We start from the raw sequence: 17,579 nt of genomic DNA on the forward strand, positions 1-17,579 counted from the left end.
TTATAACACTTCACCTAACAAAATGATCGCATGAGAAACATTTATCTTTTGTTACTATTACTGCTTCCGTTGTACCTGTCGGCGCAGGGCCCCCGCGTTTTGATCGTTACCGCGCATCCGGATGACGAAACCATGTTTCCGGTGACTGTTTTTAAAATTACCCGGGAATTGAAAGGCTCCGCCGACCTCGCATTGATCACCGACGCATCAGGCGGGTACAATGGCCTCGTGGCATCAAGCTATTACGGACTGAACCTCGTAGATTCCGCAATCGGCAGAAAGCATTTGCCATTAATCCGCAAAAAAGAACTCATGGCTTCCGGCGAGGTAATGGGTATCGGGAATTTTTTCTTTTTAGACCAACTCGATGACTATTATAACCGCGACGAGAAACCTTATTTGCAAGGCAAAAACTGGGATATTGCTTACGTGGAAAGGAAACTGGACGCCATACTGGCCAATGGCAAATATGATTTTGTATTCTGCCTCATTCCCCACGAAGGCCAGCATGCGCACCATAAAACAGCATCCATCAGCGCGATAAGAGCCGTGCAGCGTTACAAAGGCCCGAAAAAACCGATGGTACTGGGCGGCCAGTCGCAGAATAAGGGTTATACATTTCAATTTGCAGGCCTTGCCGGCTATCCCGAAACCGATATTCTCAAAGCCGCCCCGGTTTTCGAGTTCGATCGCTCCCATAGCTTCGGGGAGGATAACAAGCACAGCTATATGATCGTCGCCGACTGGGTGAAGGCTGCCCACAAGTCACAAAGCGGCGATATGAACCAGGCCATGCACCGCGGCGACCTGGAAGTGTTCTGGTACTTTGCGCTGAACGGCGCAGATGGTATTGCCAAAACCAAAGCGCTTTTCGAGGCTGTAAATGCGTCGGGATATTCGAAAAAGTGATCAGACTGGCTGGAATGTCATGAAGAGCGAGCTGCCGAATGGAGCCTTGCCGAGAATGGCGGATTCGGCTTTGGTAATGGTTTTTAAAACCGCATTTACCGCATCGCCGGGGTATTCGACATCCGAATCGAGGTGATCGACATTGATCTTTTTCTTCCGGATCTGGTAATTCTGCCATTGGCGGACGAGCAAAATCGGCAGCGAGAGGGCAAATGGCCAGTAAGTAGTGTACCCGATCCGCAGCCCGGCGGCTTTGCCGAATGCCTGAAATTGTTCCAGTTTGAAACGCCGCGAGCTGCCTACCGCGAGGTCGTGTGTGCCGGAGAATGCTTCGAAAGCATGGATATTGATGATAATCAACCCGTTGCGATTCAGGCGGTTTTTGAATGCGGTCAATGCGCGGACGATTTCCTCGTCGGTCAGGAAATAGAGCGCGTCATTGCAGGTAATAATGTCGAAAGTCTCGCCCGGCTCGAATGCGTCCACATTCCGGAGGTCGCCGAAAACGACATTCAGGCCACGCTCCTTCGAGAAGTCTATGGCGTGCTGTGAATAATCGAAGCCCCGAAGGTTGGAATAACCATTTTCCTTTAAAAACGACAATAACCCACCCGTACCGCAGGCCGCGTCGAGGATTTTCAGATCGGGGTCCATCGCACGAAAATGCTTGCGGACCTGGCTCAAAACTTTGCCGTGGAGTATCTGGTACCACCACAGTTTACGCTCCGTTTCGTACATACGCTGGTATTCGAGCCGGTTATCGATCATACGTGTTCGGAGCTGTTATATTTGATCACATATTGCGGCTGCCCGCTTTGCGCCATGAAACTCTTGCCGATATATTCCCCCAAAACACTCAGCAGCATGCATTGAATACCGCCAATGAAAAGAATGGTAGCCGTTACCACCTGCCAGCCTTTCGGGTCGGGACCGATGAGCCACTGGATTGTGAGGAATATCAAAAGGAAAAATCCTAAGCTGAATAAGCCGACGCCGATCGGGACGAAAAAGCGGATCGGCAGGGATGAATAGCAGAAAAGGATGTTCAGAAATAGCGATAAAAGCTTGTGCAAAGTGTAATTGGAGGCTCCTTCTTCCCGCTTCTCGTGCGCTACCTGTACTGTCCCGATATTCCGCGTCATCCTGAAAATCAGCCCGTCGATGTAGGGATAAGGCCCGTGGTATTTAATGATTTCCTGTACTACCTCCTGCCTGATCAGCTTGAAGCTCGACAAATACAGGTCTTTCGGTTTATTCAAAAGATAACTTGTGAGCCAGTTCACAAACCGGCTGCCCATGTTGCGGCCTACGGAATGCTGTTTTTTGGCGTAATAGGTGTAAACGACGTCATAATCCCCCGTTTCGGCAGTTTCCACGAGCTTTAATATCTCTTCCGGCGGGTTCTGAAAATCGTCGTCGATCATCACACAATAGTTGCCGTAAGCCCAGTTGAGGCCACACATCACCGCATTGAACTCGCCATAATTCCGCCGCAGCGATATGAACCGCACATTGGCATAAGCGTCCGACAACTCGCGGCAAACCTGCTCGGAACGGTCACGGCTGCCGTCGTTCACCATTACGATCTCGAATGATATTTCTGATAAAGTCGCTTGGAGCTTTTCGATCAGCGGCCGGATGGTCTTTTCGCTGTTGTAAACCGGAATGATGACCGATAGCTTCATTGAAGATCGAATTGATTGACGGTTTGAATGATATGAGCCACTTCGTCGTCCGTCAGAACCGGGTTGAGCGGCAAACTGACCACCTCCCGGTGGATCTGTTCTGTGATGGGCAAATGTAAATCTTTAAATTCTTTGTAGGCCAATTGTTTATGAATCGGCTGCGGATAATGCACGTTCGTCTGGACGCCTTGCGCTTCCAGGAATGCGACAAATTCCGCGCGACGCGGATGACGCACTACAAAAAGGTGCCAGGCGTCTTCCGAAATACGGTCGCCCGGCGGCAATGTGAGATCTTTGCATTTCAATTCCCGCAAATACCGGCCGGCGATTTCGCGGCGGCGGGTGTTTTCAGGATCGAGGTAAGGCAGCTTCACGCTGAGTATGGCAGCCTGCATTTCGTCCAGGCGGCTGTTTACGCCCTGGTACTCGTTCTGGTACCGGATTACCGAGCCGTAATTCCGCAGGTATCGGATCTTTTCGGCCAATGCGGCATCATTGGTAGTAATGGCCCCGGCGTCGCCGAGCGCACCGAGGTTTTTGGTAGGATAAAAACTGAATGCCGTCGCGTCCGCCCACGCGCCTACTTTCCTGCCGGCATGCGTAGCCCCGTGCGCCTGCGCGGCGTCGGTGATCACTTTCAAGCCGTGCTTTTTGGCGATACCGAGGATCTCCGCGATTTCACAGCTCCTTCCGTAAAGATCGACGGTGACAATGGCTTTCGTCCGCGGTGTAATGACCTGTTCGATCCGCGCCGGGTCGATCAGCATCGTGTGCGGGTCGGGTTCCACGAAAACCGGTGTCAAATGCAGGTAGCTCACCGGCAGTACCGACGCGATGTACGTATTGGCCGGAACGATGATCTCGCTGTCTTTCGGCAGGTCCATCGCCAGCAATATCAGCGTGATCGCGTCGAGGCCATTGGCCGTTCCTACGCAATGCTCCGCTTCGCAATAGGCCGCGAATGCCTTTTCAAATGTTTTTAATTCGTTGCCCAGAATGTACCATCCCGACCGTATCACCCGGAGGGACGCTTCTTCGATCGCTTGCAGATAAGGGGCATTTACCTGATTTAAATCCAGAAATGGGATCATTGAGATACTGTCTGGATCAGCTGGTTGAGCGGATAAGGTTCGTCGATGTAGTCGGCTTTGTCATAATATTCATTGGACAATACCAAAAGGATAGCGTCGTCCGAAAATGAATCCATGATGTGCCAGTCCTTGGGTTCCAGGATCAGGCAGGAAACAGGGTTATCGAGGATGAAAATCTCCTCTTTCTCGCCATCGTTGGAGTATATACGACAGCTCCCGTGAATACAAACCAATGCATTCCACGTTTTGTGATGCCTGTGGCCACCCCGCTGTGTCTCGCTCGCGCCATAAATGTAGAACACCCGTTTGATCGTACCGGGGATTATTTTTTCAAAGACTGTGAGGTTACCAGATCCGGTGTTAAATGTATCCAGCTGTACTAAAAGCGGCATAAGGCAATTTCTAAGTTGTTAGGGTGTGGCTAAACTCTTTCACGTACGCGATCTGCTTCAAAAGTAACCGTTTAGTAAATGTCAGATATTTTTCCTTTAAAATACAAAAATACCTTTCACATAAAAAAATCGATTACTCTCAGGCAAGGCTTAATGATCATTTAACGCATCATGCCCGAAGTGATGCCACTTTCGGTTGACCATTGTTGCCAGGCATTGGTTGGGAGAGGACGAAAATAATGGGCGGCGCCCCTACCCGGGCGGCCCTAACTAAATAGTCCCCATTGCAGGCGGTGGTCGAGCATCATGAACAGTTTGATGGGCAGCGGTTCCAGCCAGAGTATTTTGTTATAACCCATATAAAATACCTGCGGATGAGCGACGCAGACGATCATCGTGAACAACAGGATGAGCCGCACGGTGGATGTGGATGAGGTTTCGATTAATATAAAGGCAGCCAGTAAAATGAATGGAAAGCCATAGGAAAGTGCCCTGTCGATGTCGTGGACGTAAATTCCGGTTGCTACCAGCACCGCGAAGCCCGCCATCAGCGCAAGCAGGAGCCAATACCGCTTCGTGAGACACAGCACGGCAAAAGCCGCGATCAAAAGCAGCCAGGTTCCTTCAAATGCGCCCCATATGCTGCTTCCCAGCCCGTTGCGGTGCGCATTAGCCAGCAACACCGGCGTACCGATTGTGGAATAGGAATGGTGGGGGAAATAGGTAGTCTGCACATATTCGCGGATGGTGAAGTAAATGGCCCACGCGATCCATACCACCAGGCTTTCACCCGTAAATGCCGATTTCAGCAAACCCGGGACGCCAAAATCGTTGTTTCGGTAAGCTTTGGTGCCCATCCACCAGAGCAACAGATAGCCTCCTGCCACCACGGCACGCTCATCGGTGAAGAACGCGATTTGAAGCGAGAGGAATATAACGAGCGGATTTTTGCTCAATAATGCGAGCAGCAGGAAGAAAAAGGCAAATTCATCGCCATACCCGTGCACATCCGCGAACGCCCATACGCTCACGAAAATGTTGGCAATAGCCGTCACAAACAGCGCGGTAATGACCTTATCACCTGATATGGAATAGATGTAACCCGCCATTTTGTATAGAAACAGTACGCCGAGTACGGCCTGGATGATCAGGATGAGCAGCACATTATGGCCGGTCAGGAAGGAAAGCAGCGGCAGCGTCCAGCGGAAAATCATATTCTCCCGGCGGACATCGTAATCCATGTCTTTCGGATGCAGGATATCCTGGGCCTGGTTCTGGATAAAAACCCAGGCGTCGAGGCTCACACCATTGTTTTTCAGATGGTTAAGCAGCAGTGAATAGGGCGGAAACGCAAGGAAAAGCGACAGTGCGACAGCAAAAAAAGTAAGCTTCCACAACCAGTTCTTCCCCGATAATTGCGCCTCGATCCAAAGTAGCGACGACCCGTAAAAGTTTTCCAAAAGCATAGGACGGCATGGCCAAACAGGCCCAAATATACATGTTAATGTGTGATCATTTCCAGCTCGGCACAATCCGGCTGCCTTCTTCGCTCTCGGTAATGCGCAGGTACGTCTGTATCTCCTGCTGCAAATCTTCTACGTGACTGATAATCCCCACGATCCGGTTCTCCTTTCTCAATGATTTTAACGTTTCAAACACCGTTTGTAATGCATTTTTATCGAGTGAACCGAAGCCTTCGTCGAGGAAGAAAAAGTTGTGTTTCGACTCGTTGCGCACGTGTATGTGGTCCGCCAGCGCGAGCGCGAGCGACAATGCCGCCTGAAATTTCTGCCCGCCCGAGAGTGTTTTGAGCAGCCGCATATGTCCGCCATTGAGCAAATCCCTCACCCAGAAGCTGTTGCCCTCACCCAATTCGAGATGTAGCTGCTGGTGGGTCATCTGGTGGAAACGGTGATTAGCGGCCTGGATCAGGTTTTGGAGGTAAATACTCGAAGCATAATCCACAAACCCGCTCGACCGGAACAGCTTGGCGAGGTCGTCCAAATGCTCCTTTCTGAGCTGCAAGCGCGCTTTTTCAGACAGCAGCGTGGCTTTTTTAGCAAGATCTTCGGCCATTTGTTTCAGGCGTCCACCAATATTTCCTTCTTCTTTCCGCTGTGCGTTCAGGTTTTCGGTCAAAGTGTTTTTCAATACCAAAACTGCCTCGTGGCGTTCGGCATCATATTGCTCGCCTGCATGCTCTTCGAGTAGGTTTTTAAGCTCGATACCCGTTGTTTCGAGGGCCATTTTGAACTCGTCGATCGCCTGCCGTTCGGTTCCAATATTGATCGGCTTTTGCAGTATCTCCACCACCAGCGCTTCCGATTCGAATGCGTAGGCAGCCAGCTGATCCTCAATTTTTGTTTGCAAACCTGCCAGCTCGCTCCGGTTTCCCTGCAATGCGGTCAATAAGGTAGCCTGACTTCCCGAAAGCGTATTCCGCTCTTTTTCAAGAACATCCACCTGCTTTTCAGCCTCCGCGAATGCAGTGGAAAGCTGCTGGTAATCGGCCTTTAATGCATTGATCTTTTCCGAAATATCGGCTTTGTCGGTGCTTTCAAAATCTGCCAGTGTAACCCGCGAAAGCTGCTCCGAAAGCGTCTGTACCGTATTTTCAAACCTAAGAATCTCATCTCTCAGCACTTGCAGCGGCTTCTCGATCTTCTCGGATTTTTCAGTCAATGCATTTTCAATCTGCGCGGTCAAACCTTTCAAAATAGTTTCTCCGGCTTTGATTTCAGCTTGCAAGCGACTGCTTTCGCCAAACCGTTTGTCGAAATCCTCCCGGTCGGTTTTGCTGAATGCAGGCCAGATGAACGCGTCATCATGAACTTTTAACCTGCCCTGTGCCTCGGTGTAGCGTTGTTTGATCGAACCTTTCTGTTTTTCAAGGTTTTCTATTTGATTGAAAATCCGCTCGATGGGCGATTGCAAGCGCCTAAGCAGCCTTTCTTTTTCATCCAATGCATGTAATTGCTTCTCAACCGCCGCTACTTCCGCGGATAATGCGCCGTCAGCCGTCAGCACTTCGGGATGATGCAGCGAACCACAGAGCGGACAAGGCTCGCCGTCTTCGAGGTTACCTGCATATTGATGCAGCGCAACTTTCGTGTTAATGTGCAGCAACTGGCGGTTCAGCTCCTTTCGGTTAGCTTCACTTGCTTCCAGATAACTCGTAACGCCCTTTTGAAAGGTTTCCAGCAAAATTTCATCACCAAACTGAATGCCGAAGTCGCCGGTAATTTCCTGCAATCGCTGCGCAAGACCTTCCAGCAGCGTCTTGATTTCCGTCGCTAGCGCTTCCGCCTCCGTTTTGATCGCTTGGCGGTTTTCGGCAAGACTGTCGGCCGTTGTAAACCACGATTTCACAAGTCCCATTTCGAGCACATCGCCCAGCCCTGCCTTGCGCTGCTCGTTGGCTGCTTCGAGCTCCTGTTTTTGTTGTTTTTGTATTTCAATGGCGTTTTCTTTCGCCTTCAACTGTTCCTCGCCGCGAGCCAATGCTTCGTTCCTTTTGATAACCGCCTGCGAATGCTCGATAATCCGTAGCACTTTTTCCAGCTCTTCGGCGGTCGCCAGCAATTCCTCGCGTTTTTCGTAGCGCGGTTTCAGTATTTGCAATGTCTCTTGCTCCTTCCCGAGCAATGCGGTTAGTTCAGTCAGTTTCGCCTCGTTCGCCGCCGAAATGCGCTCGTCGCGGGCGATGGCCGTCAGCAGGTTATTCTTTTGGTCAAAAATGGATTTAAAATGCAAAGAGCAGGTCTCGAATGTCTTCAATACTGCCTCGCGCTCCTGCATATCCGCGCGCTGGGCATTGAGCGCAGCGAGCCGGTTTTGGAGCATCTGGATTTTTTCACCGGCGAGTTTGAGCTTTTGAAAGTTGCCTTCCAGCTCCGTCTGAACGGTCAGCTCATTGGAAACCTGCTGAATTTGAAGCCGGAGTTGTTCCAACCTCTGCTCGCCTTCGGTAAGCATTTCCTGCGTCACTTCACCCAGGCCGAGCAACTGCCCGTCCACATTGGATATTGCGAGGTTATTCCGGTTACTCAGCGAGCCTACGTTGCGGCTCAAATCATATTTTTCGAGCTGAAAAAGCTCTTTCATCATCCGCGTGCGCTCGGCATCTTTCAGTTCAATGAACTCCTGAAAACGCCCCTGCGGTATGATGATCGTCCGGCGGAAATTGTCGTAACTAAGGCCGATAATGCTTTCGGTCGACTCGTTTTCGGCCAGTGGCACCCAGTCATTTTCCTGCCAGATGTAGCCTTTTCTTTCAAAGGTTTTGACATCCTTGAAATTCTTGCTGTTACGCTTCCCCCGCACCGTGAACCGGTACCGATCGCCGTTTTTTCCAGCAATGCATTCAAAATCAATCAGCAAGTCGTCCGACCGCAGGTTCATCATATTATAAGTACGGTCGTCGCCCGACTTGTTGAGCCGCTCGGTATCGCCGTACAATGCAAATGTGATCGCTTCGAGAATGGAAGACTTCCCGCTACCCACAGCCCCGAATATCCCGAACAGCGAAGCGTCCGTCAATGGATCGAAATCAATTTCCTGCTCGGTTTGGTAAGAATAGAGTCCTTTAATTTTTAAGCGTTTGGGGATCATGCGGCGTTGCGGTATGTGGGGAGACCGTCGCGGGAATTGGACCGCCGACCGCCGACCACTGACCGCCGATTAAATATTTGACCACCGACGGCCGACCACCGACCGCCGATTACTTCTATGTTTACGTTTTGGTATCATTCATTCTAAAAGACGCTCCCGAAATCGAAATCGGCGGTCCGCGGTCGGCGGTCGGCGGTCGTCAGCGGCGCCAGCCGCTACAACGCCGCGAGCAAATCGTCCAGATACTCCCGCGTGTTGCTGAGCCTCGGCACTTTGTTCTGGCCGCCGAGCTTGTGCTTCCGGCCCATCCAGGCGTAGAAGGTACCCGCGGGCGCGAAATGTATCTGTGGGCACGTGAGGGCCATGTCTTTGTAACGTTTGGCGTCGTAATCGGAATTGACTTCGCGCAATGCCGCGTCGAGCGCCTGTATAAATGCTTCGCGATCTTCCGGTTCCTTGGTGAATTCGATGATCCATTCATGACAGCCGCGCGAGCCGTCGCCCATGTACACGGGGCCCGCGGTGTAGTTTGCCACCAATGCATCCGTCTGGTGCGCGGCAACTTTAATAGCGTGGTCGGCATTCTCGACGATCACTTCCTCGCCGAATGCATTGATGAAATGCTTCGTGCGGCCGCTCACCTTCACGCGGAACGGGTAGGTGGAAGTAAATTTCACGGTATCGCCGATGAGGTAGCGCCAGAGTCCGGCATTGGTCGAGATCACCATCGCATAGTTTTTCCCGACTTCCACTTCGTCCAGCAGCAATGCTTTGGGATGCTCCTGGCCGAGTTCTTCGATGGGTATAAATTCATAAAAAATGCCATAATCGAGCATTAGCAGCATTTCTCCTACCCGATTAATATCGTCCTGGATCGCAAAAAAGCCTTCGGAAGCACTGTAAGTTTCAAGGTACAGTACCTGATCGGAAGGGAAATATTTGGTCATGAACAAATCGCGGTAGGGCTCGAATGAGACTGCTCCGTGCACGAAAACTTCGAAATCAGGCCAAACTTCCAGCATATTCTTTTTGCCGGTACGTTCGAGTATCTGGTCGAGCAGCACGATTGTCCAGGTAGGCACGCCGAGAATGCTCGTCACGTTCTCCTGTGAGCAGATGGACGCCATTTTGTCGAGCTTGCTTTCCCAGTGGTCCATCAATGCTACTTCCAATGGCGGCGTGCGCATAAACTCCGCCCAGGAAGGCAGGTTTTGCATGATTACCGCCGACACGTCGCCGATCTGGGTGTAATCGTCAAAAGGATTAGCGTGCAAAGTCCCGCCGATCGAAAGCCCTTTCCCGTCGAAAACGCGGGTATCCGGACGGTTGTTGATGAGCAGCGTCATCATATCCTTGCCGCCTTCGTAATGGCATTCATCCAGCGCTTCGGGCGAAACGGGCAGGAATTTACTCCGCGCATTGGTCGTACCCGACGATTTGGAAAACCATTCGATCTGCGACGGCCAGAGTACATTCGGCTCGCCTTTGAGGACGCGCTCGATGTAAGGATAAAGCTGCTCGTAAGCCGAAATGGGCACCTGCTCCTGAAATTCCTTTACCGATTTGATCTGCCCGTAATTGTAGCGGCTGCCCCATTCGGTATAACGGGCCGTTTCGATCAATTCGGAAAATATACGCTGCTGGGTTTCAATGGGGTACTTCATAAACTGTTCGATCCGTTCGAAGCGCCGCTTCAAAAACCAGACAGTCATATCGTTTACCAGCTTCATAAAGGTCAATTAGTTAGAAATACGCAAGTCTGTAAAAATAGCAATAAAAAATGGTGCGAGAACAGTCGGAAGCTGTTCTCGCACCATTCAAAAAAAATTATCAACCGGCGGTTATCTGTCGAAGAACATATTGCTTCCGCCCGCCTTCCGGCTGATAGACGACGACAGTTCCGCGCTCGCTTCTTCCGCCAGCACGCGTGCATTGCGCCCCTGACGCGTTACGTGCGTACCCGTGATCTGGAACAGCGCCTCACCCAGCAAAGGATCGCGCGGATCGCCGTAGGGATAAAGGATATTGCCCTCGCTGGCTTTCACATCCGGCTCAAAACCAACATGGTAGTCCGATTTTTTATCCTTATTCAATGATTTTGAAACGATTGGCTGCAAGCCTACTTTGATGCCATTCTTCTCGTCGCTGATCGTCACCGAGCCCACATTCTTTCCGACAGTTTTACCTCCGACCAATGTCACATTCATAAACGGCTTCAATCCATTGATCAACAGTTCGCTCGCCGACGCCGTACGCGACGACACGAGTACCACCAGGTTTTTCAGATCGCTTCCCACATTCTGGCTTTTGGTTACAAACTTGTCGTAGAAATAGGATTCTCCGTATTTTTTCAGGCTCGTTTCGGTCACCTGCTTGTTGTATTCTTTGTAATAAAAAATATCGTTCGCCGTAACCTTGCCAATGAGGCTCGACAGGTTGGTCGCCGAGCTTACATAACCTCCCGGATTGTAGCGCAAATCGAGTACCAATGCATTGATACTGTTGGCTTTAAATTTTGCAAAAATCGCATCCAGCTTTTTGTCGTACGCCTGGTTGTTGGCTTGAAAAGGCTCCGGAATAAACTGATGGTAAACGACATAGCCGATTTTGCTGGCTCCTATCGTGTAAACCGAATCGAAGAATACCGGGTCCTCCTGCAATACAATCGGCGTCACGTCGCGGGTAGTGGTAGTTTCCTTCAATGTGCCGTCCTTGATATCGGCCAATGTGTACGTTGTCTTGTCTTCCGTATTCAACAGTTTCGAATAGTTCGAATCCGTCATTTTCTGCCCGTTTACACTGCTGAAAACATCGCCGCGTACAAAGCCGGCCTTGGCAGCAGGCGAACCGGGGATCACATACAGCACAATACCCACGATGTTGCTGGTATTGGCCGGGAAATACACCAGTTTGTACTCCATACCGCTCGTTTTGGATTCTCCTCCCAACGACGCTTCCAGTTCCTTCGCGCTTTCCTGCATCCACGAAAAGCGATCGCCGTCGGGCCGCGTCGTTGCGTCATACTTGTACAAAAGCGAATTGAAAAAGTCGCCTGGCGTTTTGTTGTAATCGGGCGAGCCGGTGATGTGATCCGTCCAGTAATACCAGTATTTCATGTTGGTATAAATCCACTGGTTGGTTTCAGTGTCGTTTTTGGGATCCGCGTTTTTCTCTTTACACGAAAGAACAAATGCAGCTAATAAAATGACGGGCAGGAAAAGTCTCAGTTTCATAGATTTCCATTCATTTCTAAAAATACCTCTTCGATAATGCGGCAAGCGTCGTCCATTTGGGACTCGGTGATCACCAATGGCGGTGCAAATCGGATTTTGTTGCCGTGGGTGGGTTTGCACAACAGGCCTTTTTCCATCATTTTATAACAAAGGTCCATGGCCGTGCTGCTATCCTCCGAGTCGTTGATCACGATCGCATTGAGCAATCCCTTCCCTCTAACGCTTTCGATCAGAGAACATTGTTTTTGAAGATCCTGCATTCTCCTGCGGAAGGCTTGGCCCATTTTTTCGGCGTTTTCAGCGAGTTTTTCGTCCTGTACCACCTGCAATGCCGCAATCGTCACGGCGCATGCCAGCGGGTTACCGCCATAGGTAGAACCGTGCTCGCCCGGCGCGATCGTCAGCATCACCTCATCGTCTGCGAATGCGGCCGAAACCGGCATGGTACCACCCGACAATGCTTTCCCGAGAACTAGGATGTCCGGTTTCACGCCCTCCCAGTCGCACGCCAGGCGCTTACCCGTGCGACCGATGCCCGTTTGCACTTCGTCGGCGATGAAAAGTACATTATACTTTGTGCATAACTCGCGCACGCCTTGCAGGTAACCTTCGTGCGGCACCACCACACCCGCCTCACCTTGAATGGGTTCCACCATAAAACCGGCGATATCGGGATCATTTTTCAGCACATTTTCGAGTGCGGCCAGGTCATTGTAAGGAATGATTTCGTAGCCGGGCAGGAACGGGCCGTAGTCATTGGTGGAAGATGGATCTGTCGAAGAAGAAATTGCTGCCAGCGTCCGCCCCCAAAAATTACCAGCCGCGTATACGGTTTTCGCCTTCCCTGGTTCGATACCCTTTACTTTATACGCCCATTTCCGGGTCAGTTTCAGCGCCGTTTCGCCACCTTCGACGCCGGAATTCATCATTAACACCTTATCGTACCCGAAGTAATCGCAAAGAAATTTCTCGCATTCACCGAGGCGATCGTTGTAGAATGCGCGGGAAGTCAATGTCAGCTTCTGCGCCTGTTCGATCATCGCATTCACGATCCGCGGATGGCAATGCCCCTGGCTCACCGCGCTGTATGCCGAAAGAAAATCGAAATACTGCTTCCCCTCCACATCCCACAAAAAAACTCCTTCGCCCCGCTGGATCACTACCGGCATCGGTTTGTAGTTATGCGCGCCGTAACGGTATTCGAGGTCAATGGCGTGTTGGGAAGGGGATATGTCGGTTGTGTCTGTATAGTTTGGCATATTTTGATCAAATCTGAATGGCGATACTGGTATTAAGTTAGGTAAAATTAAAGAAAACCGTTAGAAAATCGGGGCCGTAAGGGATTTAAAGGCTTGATCAACTTTCGTTATCTTTGTTAAAAGCAATACGCGACATTATCAAACTGGCAACCATGAAACTTCAATATTCACCTGAGCGCAGTGGCTTCATCAAAAGCCTTTTCATACCTATCTCGGAATGGAACGCTCTAAACACGAAGTCGGGAAATACCGGAAGCGGAGAATTGCCGGAATGGCATAAACGATTGTTAGATGAAAGAATCGAAGCCTATGAAAATGGACTGGAAGAAGTATTCGATTCTGAGGAAGTTTTGAAAGACATTGAAAAGGACTTGTATTAATAATGCACAAAACCGTATTCCTGAGTCGTGCCAGGAAGGACATTCGGGACACTGCAAGTTGGTATGACGAGCAGCAACCGGGCCTGGGCAAGCGATTCACACACGCTATCAGAAGTAAACTAGTTTTGATAAGTGAAAACCCTTACCTATACGCGGTTCGTTACAAAAAAATACGAACGGCATTGGTTTGGCGCTTCCCTTTCATGATTCATTTTCGTATCAATAAGCGGCAAAAAATTGCTGTCATAATTGGCGTCTGGCACACAAGTCGAGATCCTGTGAAAGTGCAGGGCCGCAAACAATAAGTCTTTTTGCTTGAAACATCCCGCCTCAACCATTAATTTTGCATCATAATCTCAAGGGGTGCCCTACCGAACGGGCTGAGATCATACCCATTTAACCTGATCCGGGTAATGCCGGCGTAGGGAGAGAAAGCCGGGACCGGCTGTTTTCTGTTAACATTTTATCGAACTTTCTGATAGGTGGCCCCTGCCTGTTGTAATTATTGATCGCAATGCGAAAAATTACTACCTATCTGCTGGCATTGCTGCTCAGCACCACCTCACTCCTCTCTTTTGCACAAAAAAGCGTTTCCGGCCGGGTTACCGATGCCGAAGACGGCAAACCACTGCCCGGAGCCACCATCAAGGCCGGCGAAATCCGCGGCACGAGTACCGACAAAGACGGTAATTTTGTGCTGAAAAATATCTCCGAAAATATCGAAGCCCTCGACATTTCCTACATCGGCTATCAGACGTCAAAAGTAGCCCTCGGCGCATCGAACCAACTGGAAATCAAACTTAATAAAAGTACTTACCAGGCCGATGAAGTGATCATCAATGCCACCCGCGTGAATGACAAAACGGGTATGGCTTACACCAACGTCACCGCGGCACAGATCGACAAGCAGAATATGGGCCAGGACCTGCCGGTGCTCCTCAACTTCTCGCCCTCCCTCGTAAGCACGAGCGACGCGGGCGGGGGCGTGGGCTACACGGGCATACGCATACGAGGCTCCGACGCGACGCGTATTAATGTAACCGTCAATGGCATACCCTACAATGACGCTGAAAGCCAGGGCGTTTTCTGGGTGAATATGCCGGATTTCGCCTCATCTGTGAGCAGCATCCAAATCCAGCGCGGCGTGGGGACTTCCACCAATGGCGCGGGTGCATTCGGCGCATCGGTGAATATCAATACCAATGCATTCCGCGAAACGGCTTATGCTGAGCTGAATAACTCGTATGGCTCTTTCAACACATTTAAAAATACATTGAAAGTCGGCTCAGGGTTGATCAAGGATAAGTTTACATTCGACGCACGGCTTTCGCGCGTTTCTTCGGATGGTTTTGTGGACCGCGCGTCCTCGGAATTGCACTCCTACTACTTATCGGGCGGCTATTTTGGTAAGAAAAGCTTTGTACGGGTGAATGTGTTCTCAGGTAAAGAACGTACTTACCAGTCGTGGAACGGTGTGCCGGAGGCTAAACTACGCGGCGATCGCGAAGGGATTCTGGCTTATATCGATAGAAATGGTTTAGGAGAAAAAGATGCGGCAAACCTTCTCAATTCCGATAACCGGACTTATAATTCCTATACTTACAAAAACGAGGTCGACAACTACCGCCAGGACCATTACCAGATCGTTTCTTCTCATAACCTGAGTAATAAACTGACATTCAACCTGAATGCATTCCTCGTTCGCGGATTGGGTTATTATGAACAATACCGCGCCGACGATTCTTACAGTAATTATAATTTACCGAATTTAATCGCAGGGAAAGACACGCTCACCAGCACTGACTTCATCCGTCGCCGCTGGCTCGACAATTACTTTTACGGAAGCACATTTTCGTTCGATTATAACAGTTTCAAAAAGCTGACTGCCAGTTTCGGCGGCGGCTGGAACCAGTACGACGGCGACCATTACGGCCAGATCATCTGGGCGCGTAATGCCGGGAATATCGAGAATGAGCATCAATATTATTTCAGTACGGGTAAAAAGAAGGATTTCAATCTCTATGGAAAACTTTACTACGCATTCACCGATCAGCTAACCGCTTTCGCCGACCTGCAATACCGCCGCGTAAGCCACGCCATTCACGGGACGGATAATGACCTGGTGAACCTCGCATTTGATCAGTCGTACTCATTCTTTAATCCAAAGGCCGGACTTACTTACCAATTGGCAGAACAAAGCTCCGTTTACGCATCTTACAGCGTAGGAAACCGCGAACCTAACCGCGATGATTTCACGAATTCCACCGCCAACCTTTTCCCCAAAAGCGAGCGTTTGCAAAATGTGGAAGCCGGTTTCCGCACACAGCAAGGCAAATGGGCATTCGCGGCGAATTACTATTTAATGAGTTATAAAAACCAGCTCGTCCTCACCGGCCAGATCAATGATGTAGGCGGCTCCGTACGCGTGAATGTCCCGAAAAGCTACCGAACCGGTATCGAACTGGAAGGCGCTGTGGTTTTCAATAACCATTTGAAATGGAATGCGAATGCAACGTTCAGCCAGAACAAAATCAAAAACTTCACGGAATACATCGTCGACTATGATAACGGTGGTTATCAAACCGTTGATCACGGCAAGTCGGATATTTCTTTCTCGCCGGATGTCATTGCAGGAAGCCAGTTCACCTACTCTTTGCGCAAAAACCTGGAACTCGCGTTGCTGACGAAATATGTAGGTAAGCAATATCTCGACAATACTTCAACTGAAACCCGTAAACTGGATGCATACCTGACCAATGACATCCGTCTTTCCTGGACCATCAAGCCATCGTGGGCCAATGAAATTGCATTCAATTTGCTGGTGAATAATGTGCTCGACGAGAAGTATGAATCGAATGGTTATACCTACGGTTATATTGCCGGCGGCGCATTGACGCAGGAGAATTTCTACTTTCCGCAGGCAGGGAGGAATTTTCTGATCGGGGTGAATTTCAGGTTTTGATTAACCACTTTCTCCCTACCTTTGCCGCATGAATCTGAAAAATGACCTTTTGCTTCGGGCGGCGCGGGGGGAGAAAACCGAACGCACGCCTGTTTGGATGATGCGCCAGGCCGGACGCATCCTTGCAGAATACCGGGCCGTTCGCGAGAAGGCCGGAAGTTTTATCAACCTTGCCACTACACCTGAAATGGCAGCCGAAGTGACCCTGCAACCTGTTGACTTGCTGGGCGTGGACGCTGCCATTATATTTTCCGACATCCTGGTAATTCCCGAAGCGATGGGGCTGCCTTACGAGATGGTGGAGCAACGCGGACCGGTTTTCCCGAGCACGGTGCACACTTTGGAAGACTTGCAGAAACTGCACGTCGCCGAGCCGGAAACGGATCTGAAATATGTGCTGGACGCCATTAAGATTACCAAAAAAGGCCTCGCTGGCCGCGTGCCGCTGATCGGTTTCGCGGGCGCGCCGTTCACGATATTCTGCTACATGACGGAAGGAAAAGGCTCTAAAACCTTCTCGGTGGCCAAAAAGCATTTGTACGCCGATCCTCAGTTTTCGCATACATTATTACAACAAATCACGGACAGCACAATCGCCTACCTGAAAGCGCAGGTCGCGGCGGGTGCGGATATCGTGCAGCTTTTCGACTCCTGGGCAGGCATCCTGTCGCCGGAGCAATACCGCGTGTTCTCTTTGCCTTATATCAAACAGATTTGCGACGCCATTACCGAAGTGCCGGTGACGGTGTTTGCGAAAGGCGCATTCTTCGCCAGGAAAGAAATCGGGGAGCTGAGCTGCTCGGTAGTTGGTCTGGATTGGAATATGGACATTAAAGAATCCCGCGAACTGATCCCGGACAAGACATTGCAGGGCAACCTCGATCCGTGCGTGTTGTACGGCTCGTATGAGCAGATCCGCGTGGAGGTGAAGAAAATGGTCGGGCAATTTGGTACGCAGCGATACATTGCCAACCTCGGTCACGGCGTGTACCCCGACACCGATCCCGATAAGGTACGGTGCTTCATTGAGGCGGTTAAAGAGTATTCTTCCCTGTAA

At 50.4% G+C, this 17,579-nt stretch carries 14 protein-coding genes and 1 riboswitch; of the genes, 5 read left to right on the plus strand and 9 right to left on the minus strand.

Annotated elements, in window-relative coordinates:
- The first annotated feature begins 30 nt into the window (after window positions 1–30).
- Window positions 31–909 carry a PIG-L family deacetylase gene (locus tag BLQ88_RS33305; RefSeq protein ID WP_090157352.1) on the plus strand — a complete coding sequence of 293 codons (879 nt, stop codon included), beginning with the start codon at window positions 31–33 and terminating at the stop codon, window positions 907–909.
- On the opposite strand, the gene BLQ88_RS33310 is transcribed toward BLQ88_RS33305, so the two are convergent.
- The 9 genes from BLQ88_RS33310 to rocD all read right to left on the minus strand — a co-directional run bounded on the left by BLQ88_RS33310 (window position 910) and on the right by rocD (window position 13,180).
- The gene (locus BLQ88_RS33310) at window positions 910–1,677 is read right to left on the minus strand and encodes a class I SAM-dependent methyltransferase (RefSeq protein ID WP_090157353.1); all 768 of its coding nucleotides are present in this window, start codon (window positions 1,675–1,677) and stop codon (window positions 910–912) included.
- Window positions 1,674–2,594 (minus strand): glycosyltransferase family 2 protein, encoded by a 921-nt coding sequence (locus BLQ88_RS33315; protein ID WP_090157354.1) that lies wholly within the window; start codon window positions 2,592–2,594, stop codon window positions 1,674–1,676. The genes BLQ88_RS33310 and BLQ88_RS33315 overlap by 4 nt, the downstream gene beginning before the upstream one ends.
- Window positions 2,591–3,685 (minus strand): DegT/DnrJ/EryC1/StrS family aminotransferase, encoded by a 1,095-nt coding sequence (locus tag BLQ88_RS33320; protein ID WP_090157355.1) that lies wholly within the window; start codon window positions 3,683–3,685, stop codon window positions 2,591–2,593. Before BLQ88_RS33320 ends, BLQ88_RS33315 begins: the two co-directional genes overlap by 4 nt.
- Complete coding sequence (locus BLQ88_RS33325) at window positions 3,682–4,077, minus strand: sugar 3,4-ketoisomerase (protein ID WP_090157356.1); 396 nt, start codon at window positions 4,075–4,077, stop codon at window positions 3,682–3,684. Before BLQ88_RS33325 ends, BLQ88_RS33320 begins: the two co-directional genes overlap by 4 nt.
- 266 nt (window positions 4,078–4,343) lie before the next feature.
- A complete protein-coding gene (locus BLQ88_RS33330) occupies window positions 4,344–5,543 on the minus strand; it encodes a hypothetical protein (RefSeq protein WP_090157357.1) in 1,200 nt (399 codons plus the stop codon).
- Between the two features lie 46 nt (window positions 5,544–5,589).
- Entirely contained in the window at window positions 5,590–8,688 is a 3,099-nt protein-coding gene (locus BLQ88_RS33335) for an AAA family ATPase (protein ID WP_090157358.1), read from the minus strand.
- A gap of 215 nt (window positions 8,689–8,903) precedes the next feature.
- Window positions 8,904–10,418 (minus strand): GH3 auxin-responsive promoter family protein, encoded by a 1,515-nt coding sequence (locus BLQ88_RS33340; RefSeq protein ID WP_090157359.1) that lies wholly within the window; start codon window positions 10,416–10,418, stop codon window positions 8,904–8,906.
- 111 nt (window positions 10,419–10,529) lie between these two features.
- The gene (locus tag BLQ88_RS33345; protein ID WP_090157360.1) at window positions 10,530–11,921 is read right to left on the minus strand and encodes a S41 family peptidase; all 1,392 of its coding nucleotides are present in this window, start codon (window positions 11,919–11,921) and stop codon (window positions 10,530–10,532) included.
- Window positions 11,918–13,180 (minus strand): ornithine--oxo-acid transaminase, encoded by a 1,263-nt coding sequence (rocD, locus tag BLQ88_RS33350; RefSeq protein WP_090157361.1) that lies wholly within the window; start codon window positions 13,178–13,180, stop codon window positions 11,918–11,920. The genes BLQ88_RS33345 and rocD overlap by 4 nt, the downstream gene beginning before the upstream one ends.
- A gap of 113 nt (window positions 13,181–13,293) precedes the next feature.
- Between rocD and BLQ88_RS33355 the strand changes: the two genes are divergently transcribed.
- From BLQ88_RS33355 to hemE, 4 genes are all read left to right on the plus strand, one after another.
- Entirely contained in the window at window positions 13,294–13,560 is a 267-nt protein-coding gene (locus tag BLQ88_RS33355; protein WP_090157362.1) for an addiction module protein, read from the plus strand.
- A gap of 2 nt (window positions 13,561–13,562) precedes the next feature.
- Window positions 13,563–13,865: a type II toxin-antitoxin system RelE/ParE family toxin gene (locus tag BLQ88_RS37640; RefSeq protein ID WP_090157363.1), complete on the plus strand. Its 303-nt coding sequence runs from the start codon at window positions 13,563–13,565 to the stop codon at window positions 13,863–13,865.
- A gap of 44 nt (window positions 13,866–13,909) precedes the next feature.
- Window positions 13,910–14,004: riboswitch (TPP riboswitch) on the plus strand.
- 70 nt (window positions 14,005–14,074) lie between these two features.
- Complete coding sequence (locus tag BLQ88_RS33365; RefSeq protein ID WP_090157364.1) at window positions 14,075–16,522, plus strand: TonB-dependent receptor; 2,448 nt, start codon at window positions 14,075–14,077, stop codon at window positions 16,520–16,522.
- A 28-nt stretch (window positions 16,523–16,550) separates the two neighbouring features.
- The gene (gene hemE / locus BLQ88_RS33370) at window positions 16,551–17,579 is read left to right on the plus strand and encodes a uroporphyrinogen decarboxylase (RefSeq protein WP_090157365.1); all 1,029 of its coding nucleotides are present in this window, start codon (window positions 16,551–16,553) and stop codon (window positions 17,577–17,579) included.

This window comes from Dyadobacter soli, from assembly GCF_900101885.1.
In the GTDB taxonomy this organism is placed as follows: Bacteria; Bacteroidota; Bacteroidia; order Cytophagales; family Spirosomataceae; genus Dyadobacter; species Dyadobacter soli.

What these genes read in the sequence shown, in the direction of transcription:
- BLQ88_RS33315 (WP_090157354.1), bottom strand. Translation starts at nt 2,594, where the DNA reads ATGAAGCTATCGGTCATCATTCCGGTTTACAACAGCGAAAAGACCATC.
- BLQ88_RS37640 (WP_090157363.1), top strand. Translation starts at nt 13,563, where the DNA reads ATGCACAAAACCGTATTCCTGAGTCGTGCCAGGAAGGACATTCGGGAC.
- BLQ88_RS33320 (WP_090157355.1), bottom strand. Translation starts at nt 3,685, where the DNA reads ATGATCCCATTTCTGGATTTAAATCAGGTAAATGCCCCTTATCTGCAA.
- BLQ88_RS33310 (WP_090157353.1), bottom strand. Translation starts at nt 1,677, where the DNA reads ATGATCGATAACCGGCTCGAATACCAGCGTATGTACGAAACGGAGCGT.
- BLQ88_RS33335 (WP_090157358.1), bottom strand. Translation starts at nt 8,688, where the DNA reads ATGATCCCCAAACGCTTAAAAATTAAAGGACTCTATTCTTACCAAACC.
- BLQ88_RS33340 (WP_090157359.1), bottom strand. Translation starts at nt 10,418, where the DNA reads ATGAAGCTGGTAAACGATATGACTGTCTGGTTTTTGAAGCGGCGCTTC.
- BLQ88_RS33365 (WP_090157364.1), top strand. Translation starts at nt 14,075, where the DNA reads ATGCGAAAAATTACTACCTATCTGCTGGCATTGCTGCTCAGCACCACC.
- BLQ88_RS33345 (WP_090157360.1), bottom strand. Translation starts at nt 11,921, where the DNA reads ATGAAACTGAGACTTTTCCTGCCCGTCATTTTATTAGCTGCATTTGTT.
- BLQ88_RS33305 (WP_090157352.1), top strand. Translation starts at nt 31, where the DNA reads ATGAGAAACATTTATCTTTTGTTACTATTACTGCTTCCGTTGTACCTG.
- rocD (WP_090157361.1), bottom strand. Translation starts at nt 13,180, where the DNA reads ATGCCAAACTATACAGACACAACCGACATATCCCCTTCCCAACACGCC.
- hemE (WP_090157365.1), top strand. Translation starts at nt 16,551, where the DNA reads ATGAATCTGAAAAATGACCTTTTGCTTCGGGCGGCGCGGGGGGAGAAA.
- BLQ88_RS33325 (WP_090157356.1), bottom strand. Translation starts at nt 4,077, where the DNA reads ATGCCGCTTTTAGTACAGCTGGATACATTTAACACCGGATCTGGTAAC.
- BLQ88_RS33330 (WP_090157357.1), bottom strand. Translation starts at nt 5,543, where the DNA reads ATGCTTTTGGAAAACTTTTACGGGTCGTCGCTACTTTGGATCGAGGCG.